This window comes from Paracoccus sp. SSJ (assembly GCF_030234105.1).
In the GTDB taxonomy this organism is placed as follows: Bacteria; Pseudomonadota; Alphaproteobacteria; order Rhodobacterales; family Rhodobacteraceae; genus Paracoccus; species Paracoccus denitrificans.
In genome coordinates this window covers 181,720-206,796 of record NZ_JASSPE010000008.1, presented here as the reverse complement: position 1 = coordinate 206,796, position 25,077 = coordinate 181,720, and the positions used below count along the sequence as shown (strand labels likewise).

Annotated in this window: 24 protein-coding genes; 18 read left to right on the top strand and 6 right to left on the bottom strand. The window is 67.5% G+C overall.

Going from position 1 to position 25,077, the window contains the following annotated elements; translation table 11 throughout:
• Nucleotides 1–114: 114 nt before the first annotated feature.
• The 8 genes from QPR87_RS11520 (at nt 115) to QPR87_RS11485 (ending at nt 9,976) form a co-directional block, all read left to right on the top strand.
• Nucleotides 115–738, top strand: a complete 624-nt coding sequence (locus QPR87_RS11520) for a class I SAM-dependent methyltransferase (RefSeq protein ID WP_350310455.1) — start codon at nt 115–117, stop codon at nt 736–738.
• A gap of 12 nt (nt 739–750) precedes the next feature.
• Nucleotides 751–1,344, top strand: coding sequence for a flavoprotein (locus QPR87_RS11515; RefSeq protein ID WP_285049656.1), 594 nt, complete (start codon nt 751–753; stop codon nt 1,342–1,344).
• Between the two features lie 28 nt (nt 1,345–1,372).
• Nucleotides 1,373–3,454 carry an alpha-ketoacid dehydrogenase subunit alpha/beta gene (locus QPR87_RS11510; RefSeq protein ID WP_285049655.1) on the top strand — a complete coding sequence of 694 codons (2,082 nt, stop codon included), beginning with the start codon at nt 1,373–1,375 and terminating at the stop codon, nt 3,452–3,454.
• Nucleotides 3,455–4,588, top strand: coding sequence for a dihydrolipoamide acetyltransferase family protein (locus QPR87_RS11505; RefSeq protein WP_285049654.1), 1,134 nt, complete (start codon nt 3,455–3,457; stop codon nt 4,586–4,588).
• A gap of 161 nt (nt 4,589–4,749) precedes the next feature.
• Nucleotides 4,750–6,708 (top strand): TonB-dependent receptor domain-containing protein, encoded by a 1,959-nt coding sequence (locus tag QPR87_RS11500; protein WP_285049653.1) that lies wholly within the window; start codon nt 4,750–4,752, stop codon nt 6,706–6,708.
• A gap of 77 nt (nt 6,709–6,785) precedes the next feature.
• The gene (locus tag QPR87_RS11495; protein WP_285049652.1) at nt 6,786–8,252 is read left to right on the top strand and encodes an MFS transporter; all 1,467 of its coding nucleotides are present in this window, start codon (nt 6,786–6,788) and stop codon (nt 8,250–8,252) included.
• Nucleotides 8,253–8,363: 111 nt separating this feature from the next.
• Nucleotides 8,364–9,296, top strand: coding sequence for a LysR family transcriptional regulator (locus QPR87_RS11490; RefSeq protein ID WP_285049651.1), 933 nt, complete (start codon nt 8,364–8,366; stop codon nt 9,294–9,296).
• Nucleotides 9,296–9,976: a glutathione S-transferase family protein gene (locus QPR87_RS11485; RefSeq protein ID WP_011747898.1), complete on the top strand. Its 681-nt coding sequence runs from the start codon at nt 9,296–9,298 to the stop codon at nt 9,974–9,976. The genes QPR87_RS11490 and QPR87_RS11485 overlap by 1 nt, the downstream gene beginning before the upstream one ends.
• 228 nt (nt 9,977–10,204) lie before the next feature.
• On the opposite strand, the gene QPR87_RS11480 is transcribed toward QPR87_RS11485, so the two are convergent.
• The 4 genes from QPR87_RS11480 to aztA form a co-directional block, all read right to left on the bottom strand.
• Nucleotides 10,205–11,431, bottom strand: coding sequence for a hypothetical protein (locus tag QPR87_RS11480; RefSeq protein ID WP_285049650.1), 1,227 nt, complete (start codon nt 11,429–11,431; stop codon nt 10,205–10,207).
• Between the two features lie 71 nt (nt 11,432–11,502).
• A complete protein-coding gene (gene aztC, locus QPR87_RS11475) occupies nt 11,503–12,432 on the bottom strand; it encodes a zinc ABC transporter substrate-binding protein AztC (protein WP_285049649.1) in 930 nt (309 codons plus the stop codon).
• 19 nt (nt 12,433–12,451) lie between these two features.
• Complete coding sequence (gene aztB / locus QPR87_RS11470) at nt 12,452–13,318, bottom strand: zinc ABC transporter permease AztB (protein ID WP_285049648.1); 867 nt, start codon at nt 13,316–13,318, stop codon at nt 12,452–12,454.
• Entirely contained in the window at nt 13,318–14,109 is a 792-nt protein-coding gene (gene aztA / locus QPR87_RS11465; RefSeq protein WP_285049647.1) for a zinc ABC transporter ATP-binding protein AztA, read from the bottom strand. Before aztA ends, aztB begins: the two co-directional genes overlap by 1 nt.
• A 188-nt stretch (nt 14,110–14,297) precedes the next feature.
• On the opposite strand from aztA, the gene QPR87_RS11460 reads away from it, so the two are divergent.
• The 7 genes from QPR87_RS11460 (at nt 14,298) to QPR87_RS11425 (ending at nt 20,707) form a co-directional block, all read left to right on the top strand.
• The gene (locus QPR87_RS11460) at nt 14,298–14,963 is read left to right on the top strand and encodes a DUF1007 family protein (RefSeq protein WP_285049646.1); all 666 of its coding nucleotides are present in this window, start codon (nt 14,298–14,300) and stop codon (nt 14,961–14,963) included.
• Entirely contained in the window at nt 14,945–15,841 is an 897-nt protein-coding gene (locus QPR87_RS11455) for a nickel/cobalt transporter (RefSeq protein WP_285049645.1), read from the top strand. The genes QPR87_RS11460 and QPR87_RS11455 overlap by 19 nt, the downstream gene beginning before the upstream one ends.
• A 185-nt stretch (nt 15,842–16,026) precedes the next feature.
• Nucleotides 16,027–16,533, top strand: a complete 507-nt coding sequence (locus QPR87_RS11450) for a transcriptional repressor (protein ID WP_285049644.1) — start codon at nt 16,027–16,029, stop codon at nt 16,531–16,533.
• Nucleotides 16,534–16,544: 11 nt separating this feature from the next.
• Nucleotides 16,545–17,600 carry a CobW family GTP-binding protein gene (locus QPR87_RS11445; RefSeq protein ID WP_285049643.1) on the top strand — a complete coding sequence of 352 codons (1,056 nt, stop codon included), beginning with the start codon at nt 16,545–16,547 and terminating at the stop codon, nt 17,598–17,600.
• Nucleotides 17,597–19,168: an NAD(P)-binding domain-containing protein gene (locus QPR87_RS23630; protein ID WP_350310453.1), complete on the top strand. Its 1,572-nt coding sequence runs from the start codon at nt 17,597–17,599 to the stop codon at nt 19,166–19,168. The genes QPR87_RS11445 and QPR87_RS23630 overlap by 4 nt, the downstream gene beginning before the upstream one ends.
• On the top strand, nt 19,165–20,265 hold the full coding sequence (locus QPR87_RS11430; RefSeq protein ID WP_285049642.1) for a CobW family GTP-binding protein: 1,101 nt from the start codon (nt 19,165–19,167) through the stop codon (nt 20,263–20,265). The genes QPR87_RS23630 and QPR87_RS11430 overlap by 4 nt, the downstream gene beginning before the upstream one ends.
• Before the next feature lie 40 nt (nt 20,266–20,305).
• Entirely contained in the window at nt 20,306–20,707 is a 402-nt protein-coding gene (locus QPR87_RS11425) for a helix-turn-helix domain-containing protein (RefSeq protein ID WP_285049641.1), read from the top strand.
• Nucleotides 20,708–20,729: 22 nt separating this feature from the next.
• On the opposite strand, the gene QPR87_RS11420 is transcribed toward QPR87_RS11425, so the two are convergent.
• Together QPR87_RS11420 and QPR87_RS11415 are read right to left on the bottom strand one after the other, a co-directional pair.
• The gene (locus tag QPR87_RS11420; protein ID WP_285049640.1) at nt 20,730–21,977 is read right to left on the bottom strand and encodes a GTP-binding protein; all 1,248 of its coding nucleotides are present in this window, start codon (nt 21,975–21,977) and stop codon (nt 20,730–20,732) included.
• Between the two features lie 146 nt (nt 21,978–22,123).
• A complete protein-coding gene (locus tag QPR87_RS11415; RefSeq protein ID WP_285049639.1) occupies nt 22,124–22,576 on the bottom strand; it encodes a nuclear transport factor 2 family protein in 453 nt (150 codons plus the stop codon).
• A gap of 110 nt (nt 22,577–22,686) precedes the next feature.
• Here QPR87_RS11415 and QPR87_RS11410 point away from each other — a divergent pair, with 110 nt between their 5' ends.
• The 3 genes from QPR87_RS11410 (at nt 22,687) to QPR87_RS11400 (ending at nt 24,987) form a co-directional block, all read left to right on the top strand.
• On the top strand, nt 22,687–23,910 hold the full coding sequence (locus QPR87_RS11410) for a GTP-binding protein (protein ID WP_285049638.1): 1,224 nt from the start codon (nt 22,687–22,689) through the stop codon (nt 23,908–23,910).
• Nucleotides 23,911–24,001: 91 nt separating this feature from the next.
• Nucleotides 24,002–24,670 carry a DUF1826 domain-containing protein gene (locus QPR87_RS11405; RefSeq protein ID WP_285049637.1) on the top strand — a complete coding sequence of 223 codons (669 nt, stop codon included), beginning with the start codon at nt 24,002–24,004 and terminating at the stop codon, nt 24,668–24,670.
• Nucleotides 24,670–24,987 carry a DUF6525 family protein gene (locus QPR87_RS11400; RefSeq protein WP_011747663.1) on the top strand — a complete coding sequence of 106 codons (318 nt, stop codon included), beginning with the start codon at nt 24,670–24,672 and terminating at the stop codon, nt 24,985–24,987. The genes QPR87_RS11405 and QPR87_RS11400 overlap by 1 nt, the downstream gene beginning before the upstream one ends.
• Nucleotides 24,988–25,077: the final 90 nt, after the last annotated feature.

Sequence of the window (25,077 nt, the reverse complement as noted above, 5' to 3'; positions counted from 1 at the left end):
GATCCACATCCGCGTCGCCCTGATGAACCGCTTCAACGCCCTCGGCACCGCCGAGATCGAACGCGTGGCCTGACCTCAGCTGGGGAAAGGGCCATCATGTCCTGAAGCCGACTTCTGCAACAATGCCCATCGAGCCTGCTGGACATCGGCTGCGGCTCGTTGCGCGGTGGGCGTTTCGCCATCATGTATCTGCGGCCCGGCCGCTATTACGGCATCGACCCCGAGGAATGGGCCATCAGGGACGGGCTGAAAAGCCATTTCAACGAAGAGCTCGTCCAGCGCCGCAAGCCGAATTTCGTCATCGACGGCGATTTCGCCTTCACGAAATTCGGCCGCAAGTTCGACCTGATGATGGCCCATTCGATCTTTACCCATGCGCCGCAATGGCAGATCGCCAAATGCATGGCCGAGGCGAAAAAGGTCATGGTGCCCCAGACGGTGTTCCTGGCCACTTTCTTCGAGACGCTGGACGGCAGCGATTACCAGGGCGACGCCTGGCTGTATCCCGATATCGTGCGCTATCGCAGGGAAACCATCGCGCAGATCGTCCATGAGGCGGGGCTGGAATGCCACCATGTCGAATGGCCGCATCCCTTCAACCAGAAATGGATCGCCGTGACCCTGCCCGGCGCCGGGCTGGATGTCGCCCGTGCGCTGTCCGGCCAGATCTATTCCTACGAGGCGACGCTGGAGCGTCGGCGGACCGACACGACCTGGCCCGGCTCGGCCACGAACTGAAAGGAGGGCTCGATGTCCGATTCCGAAAACCGTAAGCCGCGCATCCTGATCGGGGTCACCGGCTCGGTCGATGCGATGCTGGTGCCGGGCTATGTCCGGGCGATCCGCGAGGGGCTGGACTGCTCGATCTCGGTGATCCTGACGCCGGATGCGATGAGTTTCGTCAATACCGACAGCCTGTCGCTGATCGTCGAGCGGGTGATCTGCGGCGAAAGCCCCAGGGACTGGGCGACCGACCGGCCGGGGCTGATCGCGGCGGCGCATGAGCTGATGATCGTGCTGCCGGCGACCGCGAACACGTTGGCGGCGGCGGCGGCCGGAACCTCGATGAACCGGCTGACGATGATGTTCCTGGTCGGCAATTTCCCCATCGTCTTTTTTCCGGTCATGGGCCCGGCCATGTGGGACCGCCCGGTCGTGCGTCGCAACGTGGCCGCGATCCGCGAGGACGGGCACGAGGTGATCGAGCCCGCCTGGCGCGAGCAATACGAGCCGCATTACGGCCGCATGTATGGCCATTACACCCTGCCTGAGCCGGCGGATGTGCTGGCGGTGATCCGGCGCAAGCTCGGCATCGAGGCCGGGCAGGCGTTCGCTGCCCAATAGGCGGGGCCAATAGACGGAGGACAGCGAGATGGAAGACGTCGCCGGCGGCTTTTGCCCCGCGCAAGGCGCGCGCCCTGCCGCCGTGGACTGGCCCCACGCCGTCCGACTGCTGCATCTGTCCCGCGCGCTGGACGAGTTGGAGGAGACCCGGCTGGTGCCGCAGCGCAAGGTGCTCTACCAGTTCTCGGCGCGCGGGCACGACCTGGCGCAGATCCTGCTGGGCCTGCAACTCGACGATCCGCATGATGCGGTCTGCGGCTATTACCGTTCGCGCCCGATGCTGCTGGCGCTGAGGCTGGAGCCGACCGAGGCGCTGGTCTCGGCCATGGCGCGGTCAGGGGGCTATTCGGACGGGCGCGACATCGGCGTCGTCTTCAACCTGCCCAATCCCGGCGGTCCTGCGGCACTGCCCATGTCGGGCGGTGTCGGCACGCAATACACGCCGACCGCCGGCTGGGCGCAGGCGATCCGCTATCATGCCGAGGTGCTGGGCCAGCCCGGCTACGACCGCGCCATCGCGGTGGCGCTGGGGGGCGACGGCTCGGTCGCCTCGAACGGATTCTGGTCGGCGCTGGGGGCGGCGACGGTGGGCCGGCTGCCGATGCTGTTCTGCATCGAGGACAACGGCTACGGCATCTCGGTGCCCTCGGGCGTGCAGGTGCCGGGCGGCAATATCGCCGCCAACCTGTCGGGCTGGCAGGGGCTGGCGATCCTTGACGGCGATGGCGCCGACCCGGCCGAGGCTGCGGCGCTGACGGCCGAAGCGGTGGATCATGTGCGCGACAGCCGCGCGCCGGTGCTGCTGCGTCTGTCTGTGCCGCGGCTTCAGGGCCACAGCTATCAGGATACCCAAGGCTACAAGCCGCAGGAACTGGTGGCCCGCGAATGGGCGCGCGATCCCCTGCCGCGCCTGCACGCGCATCTGGTCCCGGCGCTGATGTCGCAGGCGGAGTGGGAGGGCCATGCCCGTGCTGCGCAAGAGCAGGTGGCCGCGGCGCTGGCCCGCGCCGAATCCGTGCCGCCCGCCGCGCCCCAGACGGTGACCCGCCATGTCCGATACCAGGGCGAGATGCAGCGCATGGGCGGCCAGCACCCGCTGGGCTACAGGCCGCCGGCTTTCACCGACAGCCCCTGCGCCGAGGGCCAGCGCATCAACATGGTGGCCGCCATCCGCCGCGTGCTGGAGCAGGAGATGGCGCTGAACCCGCGCGTCGCCGTCTTCGGCGAGGATGTCGGCCCCAAGGGCGGCGTCCATGCCGCGACGCTGGGATTGCAGGAAAAGTTCGGCGCATTGCGGGTCTTCGACACCTCGCTGTCCGAAGAGGGCATCATCGGCCGCGCCGTGGGCATGGCGCTGGCCGGGCTGGTGCCGGTGCCCGAGATCCAGTTCCGCAAATATGCCGACCCGGCGGCCGAGCAGCTCAACGATTGCGCCACCCTGCGTTGGCGCACCGCCAACCGTTTCGCCGCGCCCATCGTGGTGCGGATGCCCATCGGCTATTTTCGATGCGGCGATCCCTGGCACAGCCAGACGAACGAGGTCGCCTTTGTCCACCAGCCCGGCTGGGCCGTTGCCGCGCCCTCGAACGCGGCCGATGCGGCGGGCCTTTTGCGCGCGGCGCTGCGCGGCAACGATCCGGTGGTCTTCCTGGAGCATCGCGAGATGCTGGACCACCCTTCGGCGCGCCGGCCATGGCCCGGCGACGGCTATGTCCTGCCCTTTGGCCGCGCCGCCATCACCCGGCGGGGCGAGGATGCGACGGTGGTCACATGGGGCGCCATGGTCAACCGCTGCGAGGCGGCGGCCGAGGGGCTTTCGGTCGAGATCATCGACCTGCGCACGCTGATGCCCTGGGATGCCGAGGCGGTGCTGGCTTCGGTCCGCCGCACCGGGCGCTGCCTGATCGTGCACGAGGACCTGCGCACCGCCGGCTTCGGCGCCGAGATCGCCGCCACCGTCGCCGACGAGGCCTTCGACGCACTGGATGCGCCGGTCGCACGGCTGGCCATGCCCGACATTCCCAGCCCGCACCATCCGGCGCTGCTGGAGCATGTCGTTCCCTCGGTCGCGGCCATCCGTGCGCGGCTGGACGAATTGCTGGAGTTCTGAATGGGCTTGATCGAGGTCATCGTGCCCGCCGAGCAAGAGGGCAGCCGTGCCGTCGTGCGCCACTGGCTGAAGCGGCCGGGCGAGCGGGTCGCGCAGGATGATCCGCTGGTCGAGCTGGAGACCGACAAGGTCACGCAGGAGATCGCCGCACCGGCCGCCGGGATCCTGCACGAGATCGTCATGCAATCCGACGAAATCGTCACCCCCGGCGCGGTGCTGGCCCGGATCGACCCCACGAGCGATCCCGTGGCACCCCCGGCCGGGGCGCCAGCCGCCGCGCGCCAGCACTCTCCGGCCGTGCGGCGGCTGGCGGCGGAATACGGCATCGACCCCGGCGATATCGCCGGCAGCGGCAAGGGCGGCCGCGTCACCCGCGAGGACATGCAGGCCGCGCATCGCGCCCGTGGCGGCTCGCCCGCGCTGCAGTCCTGTTCGCGTCGCGTGCCGCATTCGCCGATGCGGCTGGCCATTGCCCGCAACATGGCGGAATCGGTCGCGCGCGCCCCGCATGTGACGGCGCTGGCCGAGGTCGATTTCACCGCCGTCACCCGCCACCGCGCGCATCTCAAGCCGCTGCTGGCGGCGCAGGGGATCAATTTGTCCCTGACCCCCTATCTGGTCGTGGCCGCCGCCGCCGCCCTGCGCGCCGTGCCCGAGGTCAACAGCCATTGGCACGAGGATGCGCTGGAGATCCATGCCGACGCGAATATCGGCATCGGTACCGCCCTGGGCGATGCCGGGCTGGTGGTGCCGGTGATCCGCAAGGCGCAGGACCTGACGCTGGAAGAGGTGGCGGGGCAGTTGCAGGAATTGACGGCCCGCGCCCGCGCCGGCCGGCTTTCGGCGGCCGAGATGGCGGGCGGCAGCTTCACCATCTCGAATCACGGCACCTCGGGGACGTTGCTGGCCGCGCCGGTCATCCTGCATGACGGGCAATCGGCGATCCTGGGCGTCGGAAAGCTGGAAAGGCGGGCAGTGGTGCGCGACGCGGGCGGCGCCGAGGCGCTGGCGATCCGCACCATGGCGCATGTCACGCTGACCATCGACCACCGGGCGCTGGACGGCCACCAGACCGGCCGCTGGCTGTCCGCATTCGCCGCGCGGATCGAGGGATGGGAGGCTCCGCCCGGATGATCCCTCCTCGGCCAAGCTGAGATCTGCCTTCAGTTTTTGCGATTTGTGCCCGGCAGAGCGGTTTTTCTATTCTGCGCCCGGCCCTTGTCTCCCAGCCAGCGCATTCAGGCGTCCAGCCCCGGCCCCGGCAGCGGCAGTATCTGTTATGGAGAAACAACCCGATGGCGTTCCAAACCCATCCCGGCAGCGTCGCGGCCCTGGCCGCCCTGCTGGCAAGCCCAGTGCTGGCACAGGACAGCAGCGTGACCCTGTCGCCGGTCACGATCGTGAGTTCGGCCGATGACGAGACCGTCTCGGAGACGATCACCGCCGAAGAGATCGAGACCCGCCAGCCCGCGACGCTGAACGAACTTTTCGCGCAAAGCCCCGAGGTCGTGGTCAGCGGCGCCAATCGCATGGCGGCGCAAAAGATCTATGTCCGCGGCATCGAGGAAACCATGCTGAACGTCACCGTGGACGGGGCGAAGCTGGGCGGCAACATGTATGCCCATTCCGGGAATTTCGGCATCGACCCGGACCTCCTGAAGCGCGTCGAGGTCGAGGCCGGCGCCGGCTCCGCACTGGCCGGCCCGGGGGCGTTGGGCGGGGCCATCCGCTACGAGACCAAGGACCCCGAGGACCTGCTGCTGCCCGGCCGCGACCAGGGATACATGCTGAAGCTTTCGGCCCAGACCAATGGCCGGCGCGTGACGCCGGGGCTGGCTTTCTACGGCACCCCGGACGAGCGGTTCGGCTATCTGGTCTATCTGACGAAATCCTGGGCCGACGACTACAAGGATGGCGAGGGCAACAAGGTCGCCGATACCGGCAACGACCCGCTGGACGCGCTGGTCAAGCTGCGCTTCCGCCCGGCCGATGGGCATGAGCTGAGCTTCAGCACCACGTATCGCCGCGATAACGGCCGGCGGGCCTATCGCTCGAATTTCGGCATTCCGCCCGGCCTGCCCGATGCCATCCCCGAGGATCAGAAGCTGGGCTGGCGCTCGACCTCGGTCAGCTATCGCTACAATCCTGCGGGGGATCCGCTGGTCGACATGACGGTCTCGGCCTATGACACCCACAGCCGCCTGTTGCGCGACATCGAGGTCCGGCAGGTTTCGGAATGGGACACGCGCGGGCTGGACATCCGCAACCGCTCGGATTTCGGCCAGGTCGCGCTGACCTATGGCTACGACTACGGCTGGACGCGGTCGCGTGGGGAAAGCGGAGCCGGGCTTGGCGGCTTCGAACGCGGCGAGAACCACGGACTCTATGTCCAGGCCGATTACACCCCGACCGAGCAATGGCTGCTTTCGGCCGGGCTGCGCTATGACCGCGCCACGCTCAGGGACCTGAACGGCAACGACTACAAGGGCGTGCATTTCAGCCCGAACCTGCGGCTGCGCTATGAGCCGACCGAGGGGCTGGCGCTGTTCGCCTCGTGGGGCGAGGCGTTTCGCGGCGTGCAGCCTGTCGAGGGGCTGACATTGATCTGGCCGCTGGGGCTGGGACCGCAGACCGACACCTCGCTGACCGGAGAGTTGGCGCGCACGGCGGAACTGGGCGCCGAATGGGACCGCGACGGCTGGCGCGCCGGGATCAGCGGCTTCACCTCGAAGATCGAGGACAAGATCCGCTCGTGGCAGGGCCGCGGCAGCCCGTGGTTCCGCGAAAACGACGGCGAGATCGAATCGCGCGGCATCACCGCCCATCTCGGCCGCAGCTGGCAGAACTGGTCGGCCGACCTGCGCTTCAGCCACATCGACGTGAAATACAATGACGAGCCGGTCAGTCCCGGCGACTGGCTGGACGGCGTGACGCCCGGCGGCGACAAGATCGTCCTGGCGCTCGGCTACCGGATGCCCGCGCAGAACCTAGAGATCGGCTGGACCAGCACCGTCGTGCTGAAGCAGACCGACCTGCCGGCCGATTTCCAGCTTGACGAACTGCCCGGCTATGACGTGCACGACCTGACCGTCACCTGGCGCCCGGCCCGGAACCAAAGCTATAGCCTGGCGCTGACCAATATCTTCGACGAGCAATATCTGGACCATTCGACCGCCTATTACGGCGTCGATGGCTGGTCGAACCTCTATGAAACGGGCCGCAGCCTGCGTCTGTCGGGCACGATCCGCTTCTGATGCTGGCGGGCGCCCACAGCGATGCCCGGCCGCGCCCCGGCCGGGCATCGACCATCCAGGACCAAGGAGGATGCGTGATGCAACCGAAACCACAGTCGCCGGACGAACAGTCACCGGACGAACAGGCGCCGGCGACGCATTGGGCGCTGGTCGCGCTGGCCATGGCGATGCTGCTGTCCTCGCTGGGGATCAGCATTCCCAACGTGGCGCTGCCGACGCTGGCCGATGCCTTTCGGACGGGGTTGCCGCAGGTGCAATGGGTGGTGCTGGCCTATCTGCTGGCGATCACCGTGCTGATCGTCAGCGCCGGCCGGCTGGGCGACATCGCCGGCCACCGCCGCGTGCTGTGCTGGGGTCTGGCCGGTTTCGCGCTCGCCTCGACGCTTTGTGCCATGGCGCCGACGCTGCCGGCGCTGGTCGCGGCGCGGGCGCTGCAGGGTGCGGCGGGGTCGATCCTGATGGGCCTGACCGTGGCGTTGGTGCGCACCAGCGTTTCCAAGGAGCGCACCGGCAGCGCCATGGGGCTGCTGGGCACCATGTCGGCCATCGGCACGGCGGCGGGGCCGACGCTGGGCGGGCTGTTGATCTCGGGCCTCGGCTGGCGGGCGATCTTTGCGGTGATGGCGCCGCTGGCGCTGGCCGGGCTTGTCCTGGCGCAACGCTGCCTGCCTGCGGATGCGCAGCGGGGCCGGGTCGATCACCGCGCTTTCGACAAGCCGGGCACGCTGGTCCTTGCCCTGACCCTTGCCGCCTATGCGCTGGCCGTCACCGCCGGGAACGGCGCGTTTCACCGCCGGAACCTGATCCTGCTGGCGCTGGTGGCGCTGGGTCTTGCGCTTTTCGTGCTGATCGAGCGGCGCAGCCCCGCGCCGCTGGTGCGGCTGTCCGCCTTTCGCGACCCGGCGCTGAACGCCGCGCTGGCGATGAGCGCGCTGGTCTCGACCGTCATGATGACGACGCTGGTGGTCGGACCCTTCTACCTGTCGCGGGTGCTGGGCCATCCGGCGGCGGTGGTCGGGCTGGTCATGTCGGTCGGCCCCGCCATCTCGGCGCTGAGCGGGGTGCCGGCGGGGCGGCTGGTGGACCGTTTCGGCGCGAATGCGGTGGTGATCTGGGGGCTGGCGCAGATGGCTGTGGGGGCTTTCGCGCTGGCCGGCCTGCCCAACATGCTGGGCACGGCCGGCTATGTCCTGGCGTTGGCGGTTCTGACCCCCGGCTACCAGCTGTTCCAGGCGGCGAACAATACCGCGGTGATGATGGAGGTGCCGCAGGACCGGCGCGGCGTGATCTCGGGCGTGCTGAGCCTGGCGCGCAATCTGGGGCTGATCACCGGCGCCTCGGCAATGGGTGCGGTCTTTACCCTTGCCTCGGGCAGCGCCAATCCAGCGACGGCCGGGACGGCTTCGGTGGCCCATGGCATGGCCGTGACCTTTGCGCTGGCCGGCGGGCTGGCGCTGCTGGGCCTTGTCATCGCCCTGTCAGGCGGAGCCTTCAATCTGGAGCGGAGCGGCAATACCCCGCCGCGACGGGGGGGTAATTCTTGACCGAAAGACTCGGATCGTTATGATATCCACATTCTCCACCCCCAGCGGTCATCGCAAGGCAACATCGACTGCGGCCATTTTTCGAAGATCTCCGTTATCCGAGGGCCTGGGATGGACATCAACCACCTGAGAACATTCGTTACCGTCGTGCGCGAGGGCAGCATCACCCGCGCCTCCGAAATCCTTTATCGCAGCCAGCCCGCCATCAGCGCGCATATCAAGTCGATGGAGGACAGCCTGGGAATCAAGCTGTTCGAGCGCAATCCCCGCGGCATGACCGTCACCCAGGGCGGCTCGCGCCTGCTTGCGGTGGCGGACAAGCTGCTTGAGCAGCACCAGCGCTTCCTGGAAGAGGCTTGCCGTCTGCGCGGTTGCCTGACCGGCGAGTTGCGTATCGGCGCGGCGCGCTGTTCCAACCGCCAGACCGTGCGCACCCTGCTGACCGAGCTTTATTCGCGTTTCCCCGAGCTTGAGGTCAGGCTGGACCGCGGCCCGTCCTCCTGCGTGCTCAGCGGCATCCGCAACGGCTATCTGGACGCCGGCTTCTATGTCGAGCCGAACGAGGACCAGTCCGATCTGACCACGGTCGAGCTGTCACGCTTCAACGTCTATCTGGCCGGTGCCCCGGAATATGCCGGGCATGTGCGCGACGGCGACCTGACCGGCCTGCAGGACGTGCCCTGCATCTGTCCGCCCGACCGTTCCTGCTATGGCCGCATGGCCGAGACCTTTTTCGAGGAAAGGAACTTCCACCCCCGCCGCATCATCAATGTCGACGACGAGGTGGTGGCGCGCACGCTGATCGCGGACGGGGTCGGCATCGGGGTGATCCATGCCCCCTTGCTGCCCGACGAGCGGATCGTGGTGCTGTCCGAAGTGCGCAACTCGGTCCGCATCGTCTTTGGCTATCTCGCCGAGCGGGCCGAGGATCCGGTGATCGGGGTGATGCGCCAGATCCTCGGTTGCGTCGAGCAGAAGCCCGAGCCACAGCGCGCCGCCGGCAAATGCGGCACGCTGCCCCGGCTGGTGCGGAAAACGGCCTGATGGGCGGGATCGCACTTTACAGCCTCTGCGCCGCGGACGGGGTCCGGCACTATTCGCCCCATGTCTGGAAGGCGATCCTGGCACTCAGGCACAAGGGGCTGGAATTCGATCTGCGCCCCGTCTCCTTCGCCGACATTCCCCGCATTGCCGGGGGCGGCTTCGACAGCGTGCCGGTGCTGGACGATCGCGGCCATCGCCTGGGGGACAGCTTCGGCATCGCCCTGCATCTCGAGGCCGCCCATTCCGGGCCCAGCCTGTTTCCCGGCGCCGGCCAGCAGGCGTTGGCGCGGCTGGTCGAGCATCATTGCGACACGGTGCTGAATCCGCCGCTGTCGGTGATCGTGGTGCGTCGGATGCACGACATGATGGACCCGCCCGATCAGGCGCATTTCCGGGCCGCTCGCCAGCGACGGTTCGGCGCCAGCGTCGAGGAACTGGCCGCCCGCTCGGCCGGCGAGGCGGCGCATTTTCCCGAGAAGCTGGCCTTGATGCGCCGGATCCTGACGGGGCAGGACTGGGTGGCGGGCGAAGCGCCGGGCTTTGCCGATCACATCCTGTTCGGCACGCTGCAATGGCATCGCATCTGCATGGGCGCCCCGTTGCTGACGGCCAAGGACCCGGTCGAGCAATGGTTTCGGCGCTGCGCTGCGCACTACGCGATTCCGCTGGCGTCCGGCTAGGCCAGCGCAACCACCTTTTTCGTGGCCGTGCAGCATCCGGGCGACGGCGGCGAGGATTGCGAGGGCCGCGGCCGTTCTATCACGAGGACCTGTCCACCCGCCGGCCGGATTTCCGCGACGACATGCCGGTGCGCCCGGCGGTGGTGGCGATCACCAGACAGGGCGGCTGACGGATCGGCCGGAAAGCAAAGAGGGCGGTTTGCCGCCCCCTTTCGTGTCGTGCCTGCGTCAGTGCGTCACGCCGCTGCCGCCGGTCACGGCGATGTTGTAGGGCTTGCCCTCGACCGGCACGGTGCCGCGTTCCGACAGATCCTCGGTCGCGATGCGGCGCACCAGACCCGCGTTGGGGTCGGTGACGACGATTTCGTCCCCGGCCATGGCGATGCGCGGGCGCGGGTCGTTCCAATGCCCGTCCATGGAATAGGGCTCGGTCACCTTGGCGCTGGCGACGATCTCGGCCTTCAGCAGGTCGAGACGGTGCAGGCTGCCGTCTTCGGTCAGCGCATAGCCGGTCGAAGGCTTGACCGGATCGAGCGTGAAATCCACCCGGCGGAAGGGCAGCTTGATGTAGCGGTAATGCGGCTCGTCCACCGGGTCGATGACCACCAGCCCGTCGGGGCCGTAATTGCCCAGAAACACCTGGATGCCGGTCGAGCCCAGCAGGGTGCCGGTGGTCACGCCTTGCGGCAGGTCGGCGGGATAGGGCAGCAGCTTGTATTCCGGGCCGTTCGCGCCGGCCTTGACGGTCAGCACGCCCTCCTTGCAGCCAGCGGCCAGATAGGCGCCCGAGAAGGCCTCGCCATGGATCGCGGTGCAGGTGGCCAGATCGCCGGCCGGATTGCCCTCGGCATCAAAGGCTTGCAGGCCCAGACGCGGCACCGAGGCGTCGCCCTCGACCTTCTCGTCCGAGGCGACGGTGGACAGCCAGTTGCCCCCCAGGGGCGCGACGAAGCCGTGATGGGCGCGGGCCTGCGGGAACCTGCCCGGCTCGGCCTTGCCCTCGGCCAGCGCGTGGCCATCGAGGATCTCGGCATAGCCGCCCTGGTCGTAGTTCAGCACCACCTTGCCGTCATGCTCGACCAGGTGGAAGGGCCGCGGCCCGGTCAGGCTGGCGTCGATGGCGGCGGGATCGCCCACCTCGATGTCGCGGTGATCGCCGTGGTCGTGGAACGAGATGCCGCTGCGGATGAACTGCACCGTATCGGCATCGGACTGCACCGCGGCCACCACCCCGCCACCTGCAACGGAATAGAGTTTGACCTGGCCGGTGGTCGGGAAGGTCCAGCGATGATCGGGTTCGGACAGGTCGAACGCCGTGACCTGACCCTTTTCATGATCGCCGACGAAGACGCGGTAAAGCGTCACGTCCTCATGATCGTGGTCATGGTCCTGCGCGAAACCCGCGCCGGCCAGGATCAGGGCAAGGGCGCTGGCGCCCGCGAGATGTCTGAGCATGGAAAGTCTCCTTGATGGGGTTCGGGGGAGGGCGCCGGGACGGGCGCAGGCTGGTCCCGGCGGAAATCTGGTCAGCGGGCGGCCAGTGCCGCGGCGATGGCGCCGGCATTGTGGCGCATCATCGCGATGTAGTTGGACGCCGGGCCGTCCGGCCCGGACAGCGCGTCTGAATAGAGCGTGCCTGCCAGCGGCAGTCCGGCCTCGCGCGCGATCTGCTCCAGCAGCCTGGTGTCGCTGATGTTCTCGGCGAAGATGGCGGAGGCATTGCGGGCGCGGATCTCGCAGATCAGTCCCGCCACATCGGCCGCAGCGGCCTCGGATTCGGTCGAGACGCCCTGCGGCGACAGGAAATGCACGCCATAGGCGGCCTCGAAATAGCGGAATGCGTTATGGGCCACGACCACGGTGCGGCGGTCTTGGGGCAGGGCGGCGATGGCGGCGCGGATCTCGGTATCGAGGGCGTCCAGTTCGCCGATGTAGCGGGCCGCATTCGCCTGATAGGCGGCGCAGCCTTCGGCATCGGCGGCGCAGAAGGTGGCGGCGATATTCTGTACATAGACCTTGGCATTCGGCACCGATTGCCAGGCATGGGGATCATGCGCGCCGGCATGGAAGACCGCCTTGCCGTCGATATAGTGGTAATGGCCGCCGCCCGGTTCCTCCATCGTCTCGACCCCGTCGGTCAGGGTGGCGACGGCGGCATCGGTTCCGCTGGCGGCGATCAGGCGGGTCAGGAAGCCCTCGAATTCCAGCCCGTTGGTCAGCACCACATCGGCGCCGGCCAGCGCGATCGCGTCGGCCGGGCGGGGCTCATAGACATGCGTGTCGGAATCCGGGCCGACCAGCACGTTCAGCTTGATCCGGTCGCCGCCGACTTCTGCCGCGAAATCGCCGATGATCGAGAAGGTGGCGACCACGTCCAGCGGTTCCGCCTGTGCAGCCGCTAGGGATGAAAACGTCATGATCGAACATGTGGCGATGCGGAAGAACCAGTCTTTCATGGGATATCCTTTCATGGCGTCAGGCCGTCCGGTGATGGCGGCGGGGCAGGGCGGGCCGCAGCACGCCGCGCGGCCCGGTCAGAAGCGAGACGAGATAGACCACTCCGGCCGACAGGATGATCGCCGGACCCGAGGGAAGGCTCGCGTGATAGGACAGCAAGAGCCCGCCCAGCGATGAGACGATGCCGATCCCGACCGAGACGACGCACATCGCCAGCACGTCGTTGACCCAGAACCGCGCCGCAGCACCGGGCAGGATCATCAGCCCCACCGACAGCAGCGTGCCGAGCGCCTGAAACCCCGCGACGAGGTTCAGCACCACCAGCCCCAGAAAGGCGAAATGCACCGCCCCGCCGAGGCGCGAGACCGAGCGCAGGAACAGCGGGTCGAGGCATTCGGCCACCAGCGCGCGCCACAGCAGCACCGTGGTCGCCAGCGTGACCGCGGCGACAAGCCCGATCAGCCACAGCGCATCGTCGTTCAGCGCCAGCACCGTGCCGAACAGAACATGCATCAGATCGACGCTGGAGCCGCGCAGCGAGACCATGACCACCCCGATGGCCAGCGAAACCAGGTAGAAAGCCGCCATCGAGGCGTCCTCCTTCTGCACCGTCAGCCGTGCCACGGCGCCGGCGCCAAGCGCCACGATGGCGCCCGCGATCAGCCCGCCGATGGTCATCGGCACAATCTCCAGCCCGTAAAGCAGGAAGCCCGCCGCCGCGCCCGGCAGGATGGCATGGGACATGGCGTCCCCGGTCAGGCTCATCCGGCGCAGCATCAGGAACACCCCGACCGGGCAGGCCGAGAGCGACAGCAGCAGCGCCCCCGCCAGCGCCCGCTGCATGAAGGCGAATTCCATGAAGGGCGCCACGACCCCGTGGACCATCACGCCACCCCTCTGACCGGGGCGGGCGACGGCTCGCACCAGGGCGCCTTTTCGTCCCAGGCTTCCTGAAACTGCCGGGCGCGTCGCATGTTCTCGGGGGTGACGACCTCGGCGGTGGATCCCCAGGCGATGGGGCGGCGGGCAAGCAGCAGTGCCTGCGGGAAATGCGCCCGCACCAGATCGAGATCGTGGACGACCACGACCACCGTGCGCCCTTCGCCATGCCAATGCAGGATCAGGCCGATCAGGTCGCGGATGGTCTTTTCGTCGATGGCGTTGAAGGGCTCGTCGAGCAGGATCAGATCGGCATCCTGCACCAGAACCCTGGCGAACAGGGCGCGCTGCAACTGTCCGCCCGACAGGCTGTCGATGGGGCGGGTCTCGAAGCCTTCCAACCCCACGGCGCGCAAGGCATCCGCCACGGCACGGCGATCCTCGGCCCGGTGCCGGCCCAGCAGGCCGCGCTCGCGCCACAGGCCAAGCGCCACCAGGTCCACCACCCGCGCCGGAAAGCTGCGGTCCAGTTCGGATTGCTGCGGCAGGTAGGCAAGGCTGGCATCTGTGGCGACCCGGCAAGTGCCGCTCATCGGTGCCAGCAGGCCGGTGATGCATTTGACCAGCGTCGACTTGCCCGACCCGTTCGGCCCGACCACGGCCGTCAAGGTGCCGCGCTCCAGCTTGCCGCTCAGGTGATGGATGGCGGCATGGCTGCCGTAGCCCGCCGTCAGATCCTCGAAGGCGATACAGGCATCCGCCGGGCAGGGGGGCTTTTTCGGATCGGTTCTGGGCATCACTGGATTGCGGACTCGATAGTTTAGTGATGTTATTACATTACTAAACTGGAACGGCAAGCCATGCCGCGCCGGTCGTCCGAAAAGCCGCAGGACCCGCGGCGAAAGGACAAAGCATCAGCGGGGAAATGCCGAGGCGCCGGTTTTGTGATTTGTCCAGATCGGCATCGCGGCATAAGGCATGCCTCATGCGCTGTCTCCGGCCTGTCCTGCTGTCCCTGCTGTCGGTCCTTGCCCTTGCAAGGGCCGAGGCGCATCCGCATGTCTTCATCGACACCGGGCTGACGTTCCGCTTCGACGGCGAGGGCAGGCTGGGTGCCGTCAGCGTGGTCTGGGCCTTCGACGACTTCTCGTCGATGCTGATGGTCGAGGATATGGAGATGGACAAGGACGGCGACGGCGTGCTGACGGATGACGAGATCGCCCGCCTCACCGCCATGTTCAGCGACTGGCCCGAGGATTTCGCCGGCGATCTCTACCTGACCCGCGACGGCAAGCCGGTCGCGCTGTCGGGACCGCTGGAGGTCGCGGTGCGCTATCAGCAGGGCAGGATCGTCGTGACCCATATCCGCGCGCTTCTGGACCGGATCCGACCCGAGGATGAGCGGATCGAGGTGCAGGTCTATGACCCGACCTATTACACCTTCTACGATCTCGTCGGGACGCTTGAAATCAGGGGCCGGGACGACTGCCGCGTCCAGATCGAAAAGGCCGACATCGCCGCGGCGCAGCGCAAATATGGCGACGAATTGGCCAAGCTGACCAATGACGAGATCATGGATCAGGGCAAATACCCCGATGTGGGCGGCGATTTCGCCGACGACATGAGGCTGGAATGCGCAAGGCCGTCCTGATCGCCCTGCTTGCGCTGGCCGTGGCCGCCGGACTGGTCTTCTGGACCGGGCTGGATGATCGCGTCGCGCGGATGGCGGTGAGCTGGCAGCGCGACTATCAGAATGCGCTGGCGCGTGCCTTGCGGGCATTGCGGGGCGGCGAGACCGGGGCGGTCACGACGTTTCTGGGCATCTGCTTCGCCTACGGCTTCCTGCATGCGCTGGGGCCGGGACACGGCAAGGCGCTGATCGGCGCCTATGGAGTCGCGACCGACGTGCCGATGAAGCGCATGGTCGGTCTTGCCGCAGTCACCAGCCTTGCGCAGGCCACGGTAGCGGTAGTCCTCGTCTATGTCGGCGTCTGGATCTTCGGCGGCGCGCGTGATCGTGTCGAGGGCGCCTCGGCCGGTCTCGAGCCGTTCTCGGCCGCGGCGATCGCCCTGCTGGGGGTGATCCTGTTCTGGCGCGGGCTCCGCAGGCTGGCTGCCAGCCGGCACCGGGATGGCCACGCGCATTCCGAAACATGCGGCTGCGGGCATGCGCATGTCCCGGATGTCCAGGACGTTCTGGCGACCCGCTCGTGGCGCGAAGCTGCGGCCCTGGTCGCCGGGGTGGCCTTGCGTCCCTGCACCGGGGCGCTGTTCCTGCTGATCCTGACCTGGCGGTTCGGTCTGGACGCGGTCGGGATCGCCGGCGCCTATGCCATGGGGATCGGCACCATGATGGTGACGGGCCTTGCCGCGGTCGCTGCTGTCGCCTTGCGCCGCGGCGTGCATCTCTCGCTGCCGGCCTTTGGTCGCGCCCCGGTTCTTGCCAGCCTGGTCGAGATCGTCCTTGGCGGCCTCGTGGCGATCTTTGCCTTCTCGACGGCGCTGCGCCTGATCCAGACGCCGTTCTGAACTGCGCCGATCCCGGCGCGTCTACCCGACAGGGACCAGAGGAATTGCACACCGAGCCGGTTGCGGCCGGTGGAGGGGCCTGCGCCGTCCGCCTTGATCCGAGTGCGGGCCATTCGTGCCGGCGAGTCTTGCGTCCGTTTTGGTAACGTAATAACATTACGTTCATCCATTGGCGAGGCGGTTGCATGTCGGGATCCAATCCCAGTCCTGCTTACACCCTGAGCATCGAAGCGGTCGAGCGTATCTGCGCCGAGCGGGGTGTCCGGTTCACGCCGCTGCGGCGGACGGTGCTTGAGGTATTGCTGAAATTCGACGGCCCCGTCGGGGCTTACGAGCTGTTGCGGGTATTGGGCCACAGGCTGGGCCGGCCCCTGGCCCCGCCGACCGCCTATCGGGCGCTCAACTTTCTGCTGGAGCAGGGTTTCATCAGCCGGATCGAGACGCGCAACGCCTTTGTCCCCTCGACACATCCGCAGGATCGTTATGCCGGTGCCTTCTTTCTCTGCAACAGCTGCGGCGCCACGGTGGAACTGGAACTGGCCGGCCTCGCCGATGTCCTTGCCGAACGCGCGGCCTCCTTGGGCTTCCAGGTCGGACGCCGTGTCATCGAATTGCAGGGAACTTGCGCCGATTGCCGGGATGCCGCCGCCATCTCCAAGCGCCAGGGCCGGATGAGGGTGGGGCGAGCATGACGGATTCCTCCTTGACGCCTCTTCCCGTCACACTGCTGACCGGGTTTCTTGGCAGCGGCAAGACCACGGTGCTGAACGGGCTTCTGCGCCATCCCGATTTCGGCCGCACGGCCGTCATCATCAACGAATTCGGCGAGATCGGGCTGGATCACGAACTGGTCGTCTCGACCACCGAAACCGTGGTGCTGCTGCAATCGGGCTGCATGTGCTGCGCCTTGCGGGGCGATCTGCTGGACACGCTGGTCGAGCTGGCGGAACGGCGCGAGGCGGGGGAGCTGGACTTCGACCGGGTGATGATCGAGACCACCGGCCTTGCCGATCCGGCGCCGATCCTGCACACGCTGCTGACCAGCATCGACCTGTCCGAGCGTTTCGTGACTGACGGCATCGTCGTGACGGTCGATGCCGCGACGGGGCCGGACACCCTGCGCCGGCACGAGGATGCAAGGCGCCAGGCCGCCCTGGCCGATCTGATCCTGCTGACCAAGACCGACCTGCCCGAGGCGGACGCGCCCGCCGCCCGCCGCGAAATCGCGGCGCTGAATGCCGCCGCGCCGGTCGAGATCGCTTTGCATGGCAGGATCGACCCCCGGCGTCTGATCGGGCTGGGGCACTTCGATCCGACGATGAAGTCGGCCGAGGTCCGGGACTGGCTGCGGCAGGAGGCGGTGCCCGCTCCGCATCTGGCCGACGTGGAAGCGCTGAAGCATCTGGACGCGATCCGGTCGGTCTCCTGGGTGATCGACGAGCCGATTTCGGCAAACGCCTTCGACCTCTGGATGGAGGTGCTGATGGCGCAACGCGGCGCCGATCTCCTGCGTTTCAAGGGGCTGATCCATCTGCGGGACGTGCCTCATCCTTTCGTGGTCCACGGGGTCCAGCACATCTTTCACCCGCCGGTCCTGCTGACCGACTGGCGGGGTGGGGACCGCCGCTCGAAACTGGTGCTGATCCTGCGCGACTTCACCGATCCCGAGTTGCGGGATCTCTTCTCAGCCCTGAACTCCGTTGCCGTGACCGAGCATGTGCTGCCAGGCGGCTATCTTTCGGCCGAGGTGGTATCATGAACCTGTCCCGAGATCGCCGCATCCCGGACCACGTCACCGTCGCCATTGTCGGGGCCGGGCCGGCGGGCCTGGGCGTCGCCCGCGTGCTGCGCGACCTGGCGATCCCGGATGTCTGGGTGCTGGAACGCGGCCGGATCGGGCAAAGCTTCCTGCGCTGGCCCTCGGGCACGCGGCTGCTGACGCCGTCCTTTCCCGGCAATGTCTTCGGCCTCACCGACCTGAACGCGATCAGCTATGACAGCTCGCCCGGCTGGTCGCTGAAGCGCGAGCATCCCGACGGCGGACGCTACGCGCAATATCTGGAGCAGGCGGCGCTGGCCTTTGGGCTGAACGTCGCATGCGGCATCGAGGTGCTGGGGCTGGAGCCGCGGGGCGAGGGATTCGTCCTGCGCACGGACCGCGGCGAGATCGGCGCGGATTTCGTGATCTGGGCCTGCGGCCAGTTCGGCACCCCTTCGGATGGGGGGCTGATCGGTGCGGAACTTGCCCGCCATTACGCCGCGGTCGGCCTTTGGCAGGATGTGCCGGGCGACGAGGTCTTCGTCATCGGCGGCTATGAAAGCGGCATCGACGCGGCGATCGGGCTCGCGCGCGCCGGCAAGCGCGCGACGGTTCTGGAGCGCGGCGCGCCCTGGCAGGACGGCGACAAGGACCCCAGCCGCGCCCTGTCGCCTTTCACCCGCCAGCGGCTGGCTCCGGCGCTGAAGGGCGGGGCGATCACGCTGGTCGAAGGCGCCGAGGCCATCGCGCTGGAGGCCGAGCCGGGCGGCATCCGCATCCTTGCCGGCGACGGGCGCAGCTGGCTTTCGGCCCATGCGCCGATCCTGGCCACGGGTTTTGCCAGCGGCACGGGGCCGGTCTCGGACTGGTTCGACTATAATGAGTCCGGCCTGCCGCTGCTGACGCCGCAGGACGAATCCACCGAATTGCCGGGCCTGTTCCTGGCCGGGCCGGAAGTGTCGCATAACGGGCATCTGTTCTGCTTCATCTACAAGTTTCGCCAGCGTTTCGCCGTGGTCGCCAGCGCCATTGCCGGGCGGCTGGGCGGCTGGGCGCTGAGACCGCGGCACTGGAAGCCTATCGCGCCAACAACATGTATCTGGACGATCTGGCCTGTTGCGATGCCGACCAATGCCTCTGTTGAGGCCCGTCCCCGCGCAACCGATCCGGCATTTTCCAGACAGAGACCTCAGATGACCTTATCCCTGACCAACAGCCTGGGCGGCGAGAAACAGCCCTTCATCCCCCGCAATCCGCGCGAGGTCCGCATCTATGTCTGCGGCCCCACCGTTTACGATTATGCCCATATCGGCAATGCCCGCCCCGCCGTGGTCTTCGATGTGCTGGTGCGGGTGTTCCGGCTGCCCTATCCGCAGCAAGCCCTGCTGGCGATGACCACGGCGGCGCGTAATGCGCCGCTGATGCTGGCGGTGACGGCTGTCGCGATCCCGGACCCGCCCTTGACCCTTGCCACCATCGTCATTGGGATGCTGGTCGAATTTCCCCATCTGACCGCGCTGAAGCAGGTCCTGCTGGCACGACGCCACCGGAAAGGAGCCACCCCATGAGGCCCGGCAAACCCGTGGACCAGATCCCCGTTTTCCTGCTCACAGGCTTTCTCGGCGCGGGCAAGACCACGCTTCTCAACCGCATCCTCGAGAACCCGAGCTTCCAAGACACGGCTTTGATAATCAACGAGTTCGGCCTGGTTTCCGTCGATCACGATCTGATCCGCGAGGGGCGGGAGCGGCCGGTGGTCACGACCACCGGCTGCATCTGCTGCACCGTCGGCAGCGACCTGCGCTCGTCTCTGGATGAGTTGCTTATCGGACGCCGCGACGACCGCCTGCCGCCGTTCTCGCGGGTCATCGTGGAGACAACGGGGCTGGCCGATCCCGCACCGATCATCAACAGCCTGATTCCGGGCGGGGTGGCGGCGCTGTCGCTGCGCGACCATGCGGTGGCCCGCGCCTTCCGCCTGTCGGGCGCGATCGCGGTCGTCGATGTCCAGGGCATTGGCGCGGCGCTGAAGAGCCACTCCGAGAGCCTGCGCCAGATCGCCTTCGCCGATCATGCGGTCCTGACCCGGACCGACGCGGCCCCGGCGCATGGCTGGCCCGAAAGACTGCGGACGATCAACCCCGCCCTGCGGGTCCATGATGCGGCGGCGGCGGATTTCGATCCGGCGCGCCTGCTGGCTCCGGGCAGCTATTCAGCTTTCGGCAAGGGCGAGGGCGTCGAGGCCTGGCTTATGGCCGAGACCGATCATTACCACGACCATGGAGCGGATTTCCACAACCTGAACCGGCACGGCAACGTCGTTGCGATCCCGCTGATGCATGATCAGCCGCTGGAGCTGGGAGCGCTCAGGCGGTTCCTGATCAAGCTGACCTCGACACCGGGGAATGGGATTTTGCGGATCAAGGGGCTGGTCGCGCTGCAGGATGATCCTGCCGCCCCGGCCGTGGTCCATGCCGTGCAGCATCGGCTTTATCCGGTCGCGCGGCTCGACGCCTGGCCGCAGGGGCAGGCATCGAGCCGCCTAGTGGTGATCGGCACCTATCTGGACGAGGCCGCGATCCGCGCGGATTTCGATACGCTGGCGGGCAAGCCGCAGCCCTTCCTGGCATCAGTCCTCGATGCGTTCAAACGCGGCGGGGCGTGAACAGCTTCTGCGCTATCCGCTCCTGACCTGAATCGGTGCGGTGGCTATCGGTGCCACAGGGCAAGGGGACGATTTCCATGTCGCCCTGGAAGGCGGCTCCACTCACGATGGCAGGGGCAAGACCGCGTTTCATTGTCCCTATTGCCATGGCTACGAATTGGGCCGTGGCCGGATCGGGGGGCTACCGGAGTCGCAGTTCGGCACCGCCCTGACCAGCCAGATGAGCGGCGCGCCGGGCACGACCCCTGCCAGCTATCTGGAAGGCGCGCGCTGCGAGCGGGCCAAGGCGCTGCTTCTGGACTGCGACCTGCCGCTGAAGGCCATCGCCTTCCGCTGCGGCTTCACCACGGACGAGCAATTGCGCAAGGCCTTCCTGCGCCGGTTTTCGCTGACGCCGCGCGACTATCGCGACCGCTTCAGGACGACGCTGACGGCCCGATAGGTGCAATGCCCGGCCGGGCGGCTTACCGCTGCGCCAATCGCGCCGTGCTTGCCGGCCAGGGATCGTCGAAGGCTTCGCCCGCCCTCCAGGCCGCGACCTCTGCAGGGGTGCAGAAGCAGCCCCTGACCGCATCGGCGAAGTCCGCAAGCCCGTCGCGATCCCCGATCACGGTCAGCCGGCAGCGCCGGTCGCCGAACTCGGGCGACATGCCGGCAAGGCGGCGGCGCATCTCTTGGCGTTCCTCGGGCAGCAGGTTCAGGCTGTCGTCCTCCAGCGCCGCGATCTTCCAGTAATTGACGATCTCCAGCCCGATGCTGCCGGCGGTCTGGTTCCACAGCAGTTGCAACCGGTCGCGCGAAGGCAGCCAGAAGAAGCCCTTGCTGCGATGGATGCCGGTGCCGAGGGAATGGTTATAGACCTTCCACAGCCTTTGCGGGTGAAAGGGGCGGGGGTCCGCGATCACGATGCTGCCGAGCCGGTAGCCTTCGGCCCCGGACATCGAGGCGGTGCCGCGGCCGCGGTCCCAGTCGGTCAGTTCCGCCCCCAGGGTGGCGACGCGCGCATGGTCAAAGGGCGGCAAGGCCAGCACATCGGCCAGCCGGACATTGCCCCATTGCATGCCCATGATGTCGGCGAAGGGGTTGAGCGGGTGGACGGCCTGCGCGACAGTGCGCAGCGTCTCGCCGGACACCCGGTCCATCTTGCTCAGCAGGATGCGGCTGGCGAACATGATCTGCTCGGCCAGCAGGTTCTCGATCCCGCGCCGGCCCTCGGCCAACTGGCGCGAGGCGGCGGGCAGGATGGCACGGCCCAGGTCGTGATCCTGCGCCAGCGTCACCGTGTCCACCACCGACAGGAAGCCGTGCAGCCGCAGGGCGGGATGCGCGCGGATCGCCTCCAGAAGCGGCCAGGGATGGGTGCTGCCCGAGGTTTCGATCAGCACATGGGTGGCCTTCCCCTGGGCGATCACCCGGTCCACGGCACGGGCGAAGCCGCCGCCGTTCACGCGGGGATCGGGATCCTGCATGGCGGCAACGACACGGGTCACCCCGGCAGCAATGATCGCATCGGCGCAGGGCGGGGTCTTGCCCCAATGGCAGCAGGGCTCCAGCGTGACATAAAGCGTGGCGCCGCGTGCCGCCGCCCCGGCGCGGTTCAGCGCGACCCGCTCGGCATGGGGCCGTCCGCCCGGCTGCGTCTCGCGGCTCCAGTAATGCGCCTCGCCGGTTGCGATGCTGCGCGTCAGCGCCTCGGCATTCATCACGCCCATCATCAGCACCTCGCCGGTCGCGGCATCCGTGGTGACGACCGGGATCAGCCCTGCGGCATCGAATTTCGGAGCCAGCGCATGGCCTTCCTCACCTGCGCGACGGTGAGGCGGGGAGAAAAGAGGGGCATCGTGTTTCCGTGCTTGAATTACGACGAAGATGGCATGCGCGAGGAATGGTGCCCGGTGATCAGCCAGGCCCCGTCGATTTCCTCGAAGGAGAACAGGTAGCGGGCCGGCAGCGTCTGTTCCGCGCCGTCGCGTTCGAAGGTGAAGGTGTAATGCCCGCCGACAACCACGGTGCCCAGCTTGTGGCTGATACGCTTGCGCAGCGTGTCGATGCGGCAGCGCAGCTTGGGATTGGCGAGGAAGCTTTCGAAATAGGCCCGCCGTTCGTCGGCATGGCCGCCGATCTCATCCGCCATCGTGGGGACAAGAATGGCGTCGCTGGCGTAAAGAGCCAGCAGATCCTCCAGCCGGCCCAGGGAAACGACCTCGGCCCATCGCATCAGGGCCTTGCGCACCTGAGCCAGATAGGGTCCTGCGGCTGCCTCGAACAAGGCATCCTCCCGGACGCGGCTGGTCGTCACATCTTCCAGCATGGCTCTGCTCTCCTCGCTGTCCGGGGTGGGCCGGCCTGAAAACGGCATTGCTGGCCTCGGTGATTCTGGTTATTTGAGTAACGTAATAACATTACATTTACGAGGACGCCATGCCACTCAGCCAGCCAACCCGCGACAATCGCCTGCCCGTCACCGTCCTGTCCGGCTTCCTGGGCGCCGGAAAGACCACGCTGCTGAACCATATCCTGAACAATCGCGAGGGCCGCCGCGTTGCGGTCATCGTCAACGACATGTCCGAGGTGAACATCGACGCCGATCTGGTCCGCGACGGCGCCGAACTGAACCGCGCCGAGGAAAAGCTGGTCGAGATGACCAATGGCTGCATCTGCTGCACCTTGCGCGACGACCTGCTGCAAGGGGTGCGCAAGCTGGCCGAGGAGGGCCGCTTCGACTATCTGCTGATCGAGGGCACCGGCATCGCCGAGCCATTGCCCGTCGCCGCGACCTTCGATTTCCGGGACGAGAACGGCGACAGCCTGTCGGACGTCTCGCGTCTCGACACGATGGTCACGGTCGTCGATGCGATCAACCTGACGACGGATTTTGCCAGCGACGATTTCATCGCCGAACGCGGCGAGAGCCTGGGCGACGAGGATGAGCGGACGCTGGTCAACCTGCTGACCGACCAGATCGAATTTGCCGATGTGGTGGTGCTGAACAAGGCGACGGATGCGGGACCCGAGAGGCTGGACCGGGCGCGCAGGATCGTGCGGGCGCTGAACCCGGACGCGAAGCTGATCGAGACGGATTTCGGCCGTGTCGATGCCGATGCGATCTTCGATACCGGCCTGTTCGATTTCGACCGCGCGCATATGCATCCGATGTGGGCGAAAGAGCTCTACGGGTTCCGGGATCATGTGCCCGAGACCGAGGAATACGGCATCTCGTCCTTTGTCTATCGGGCGCGGCGGCCGTTCCATCCCCGCAAGATCTACGACCTTTTCAACGGCGACCTGCCGGGCGTGATCCGGGCCAAGGGGCATTTCTGGGTCGCAAGCCGCCCGAACTGGGCGGTGGAGTTCAGCCTGGCCGGCGTCGTCTCCTCGGTCGCGCCGCTGGGCGGCTGGTGGGCCTCGGTGCCGCGCGAACGCTGGCCGACCCATCCCGACAGCCTCGCCGAGGTGGCGAAGAATTGGGAGGAACCCTGGGGCGACCGGCGTCAGGAACTGGTGTTCATCGGCGCGGGCATGGACCCTGCGGCCATCACCAAGGCTCTGGACGACGCCCTGGTCGACGCCTGGGACTTCACGCCCGAGGCCTGGGCACGGTTGCCCGATCCCTTTCCGCAATGGGGGCAGCGTCGTGTCGCCTGAGCGCGGCGGCTGACAGAAAGGACGAAGGGCAGGGGGCAGGGCTGCTGCCCCCGTCCACAAGAGGAACCATACAGTAAGGAGAAGCCGCTGCATGACCGAAACCGTTTCCGTAACTTCGCAAGGAGCATCCCCCGATCAAGCCGAGGCGCGGGAAATCCTCGAATCCGACAGCGGGCTGGTTCTACAGCAGGTTGTCCAGCCAGGGGTCGGGGCGGCGATCTGGCGGCGCAGCCTCTCGTCCGGCTTCGCGGAATGGATCGGGAACATTCCGGCCGGTCAATTGCCGGCCTTGCGGGCGCTTGTGGATTTCCGCGCGGTCGAGGGCTGCATTCATGCCGCCTGCGATCTGTCCGGGCTGACCGCCGGGACGATGCGCGACCTGCTGGCCAGCGATATCGGGGCGCTGGCGCTGATGTTTGCCCAGGTCGTGCGCAACCCGCTGATGCATCTCCGCTTCGAAGCCGTGACGACGGATGCCTGCCGGAAATTCCATGTAGACCAGATGCCCGCGCGCCTGCTTTGCACCTATCGAGGGCCGGGAACGCAATTCGGGCTGCGGGACGCAAGCGGGCAGGTCGTGCCGGCCGGCAAGATGCGCAGCGGAGAGGTCGCGATCCTGCGCGGGGCGCTGTGGCCCGGCGAGGAGGTCACGACGCTGCTGCACCGTTCCCCGCCCATCGCCGGCACCGGCGAGGTGCGGCTGTTCCTGGCCCTCGACCCCGCCGTGGAACCCGCCGCCGAGGCGCGGAGGCTGCATTGATGCGCGGCAACCTTGCCACCTCGCTGCGCCGCCGCCGCAGGCCCTGTCCGATCGAGCAATACGATCGCCTGCCGCCCGAGTTGCGCCGCTGGCTGGCGCAGGCGGCACTGCCCTGGAGCCCGGTTTCGGCGCTGCGCCTGTGGCAAAGGCTTGTTCGCGAAGCGGCCGGCAATACCGAGGCTGTCTGCAGACGGCTGGACATGATCGAGGCGGGAATGCTGATGCGCGACGCGCCGCGGATATGGGGCTTTGCGACGCCCGCCGCGCGGACATGCCCGCCCGGAGCCATGGAAGAGAGGGTTGAGCCTGCCCGGTAAAGGGCCGGGCGGGATGATCCGCCAGGCGCATGGGCGAAGCCCTCTTGCATCCCCAGGTGAGTGATATAATAACATAACAAAATTCCCGAG

Bases quoted from the DNA above. Each gene is read 5' to 3' on its own strand.
- QPR87_RS11515 (WP_285049656.1), top strand. From the start codon at position 751: ATGTCCGATTCCGAAAACCGTAAGCCGCGCATCCTGATCGGGGTCACC.
- QPR87_RS11510 (WP_285049655.1), top strand. From the start codon at position 1,373: ATGGAAGACGTCGCCGGCGGCTTTTGCCCCGCGCAAGGCGCGCGCCCT.
- QPR87_RS11505 (WP_285049654.1), top strand. From the start codon at position 3,455: ATGGGCTTGATCGAGGTCATCGTGCCCGCCGAGCAAGAGGGCAGCCGT.
- QPR87_RS11500 (WP_285049653.1), top strand. From the start codon at position 4,750: ATGGCGTTCCAAACCCATCCCGGCAGCGTCGCGGCCCTGGCCGCCCTG.
- QPR87_RS11495 (WP_285049652.1), top strand. From the start codon at position 6,786: ATGCAACCGAAACCACAGTCGCCGGACGAACAGTCACCGGACGAACAG.
- QPR87_RS11490 (WP_285049651.1), top strand. From the start codon at position 8,364: ATGGACATCAACCACCTGAGAACATTCGTTACCGTCGTGCGCGAGGGC.
- QPR87_RS11485 (WP_011747898.1), top strand. From the start codon at position 9,296: ATGGGCGGGATCGCACTTTACAGCCTCTGCGCCGCGGACGGGGTCCGG.
- QPR87_RS11480 (WP_285049650.1), bottom strand. From the start codon at position 11,431: ATGCTCAGACATCTCGCGGGCGCCAGCGCCCTTGCCCTGATCCTGGCC.
- aztC (WP_285049649.1), bottom strand. From the start codon at position 12,432: ATGAAAGACTGGTTCTTCCGCATCGCCACATGTTCGATCATGACGTTT.
- aztB (WP_285049648.1), bottom strand. From the start codon at position 13,318: ATGGTCCACGGGGTCGTGGCGCCCTTCATGGAATTCGCCTTCATGCAG.
- aztA (WP_285049647.1), bottom strand. From the start codon at position 14,109: ATGCCCAGAACCGATCCGAAAAAGCCCCCCTGCCCGGCGGATGCCTGT.
- QPR87_RS11460 (WP_285049646.1), top strand. From the start codon at position 14,298: ATGCGCTGTCTCCGGCCTGTCCTGCTGTCCCTGCTGTCGGTCCTTGCC.
- QPR87_RS11455 (WP_285049645.1), top strand. From the start codon at position 14,945: ATGCGCAAGGCCGTCCTGATCGCCCTGCTTGCGCTGGCCGTGGCCGCC.
- QPR87_RS11450 (WP_285049644.1), top strand. From the start codon at position 16,027: ATGTCGGGATCCAATCCCAGTCCTGCTTACACCCTGAGCATCGAAGCG.
- QPR87_RS23630 (WP_350310453.1), top strand. From the start codon at position 17,597: ATGAACCTGTCCCGAGATCGCCGCATCCCGGACCACGTCACCGTCGCC.
- QPR87_RS11430 (WP_285049642.1), top strand. From the start codon at position 19,165: ATGAGGCCCGGCAAACCCGTGGACCAGATCCCCGTTTTCCTGCTCACA.
- QPR87_RS11420 (WP_285049640.1), bottom strand. From the start codon at position 21,977: ATGGGCGTGATGAATGCCGAGGCGCTGACGCGCAGCATCGCAACCGGC.
- QPR87_RS11415 (WP_285049639.1), bottom strand. From the start codon at position 22,576: ATGCTGGAAGATGTGACGACCAGCCGCGTCCGGGAGGATGCCTTGTTC.
- QPR87_RS11410 (WP_285049638.1), top strand. From the start codon at position 22,687: ATGCCACTCAGCCAGCCAACCCGCGACAATCGCCTGCCCGTCACCGTC.
- QPR87_RS11405 (WP_285049637.1), top strand. From the start codon at position 24,002: ATGACCGAAACCGTTTCCGTAACTTCGCAAGGAGCATCCCCCGATCAA.
- QPR87_RS11400 (WP_011747663.1), top strand. From the start codon at position 24,670: ATGCGCGGCAACCTTGCCACCTCGCTGCGCCGCCGCCGCAGGCCCTGT.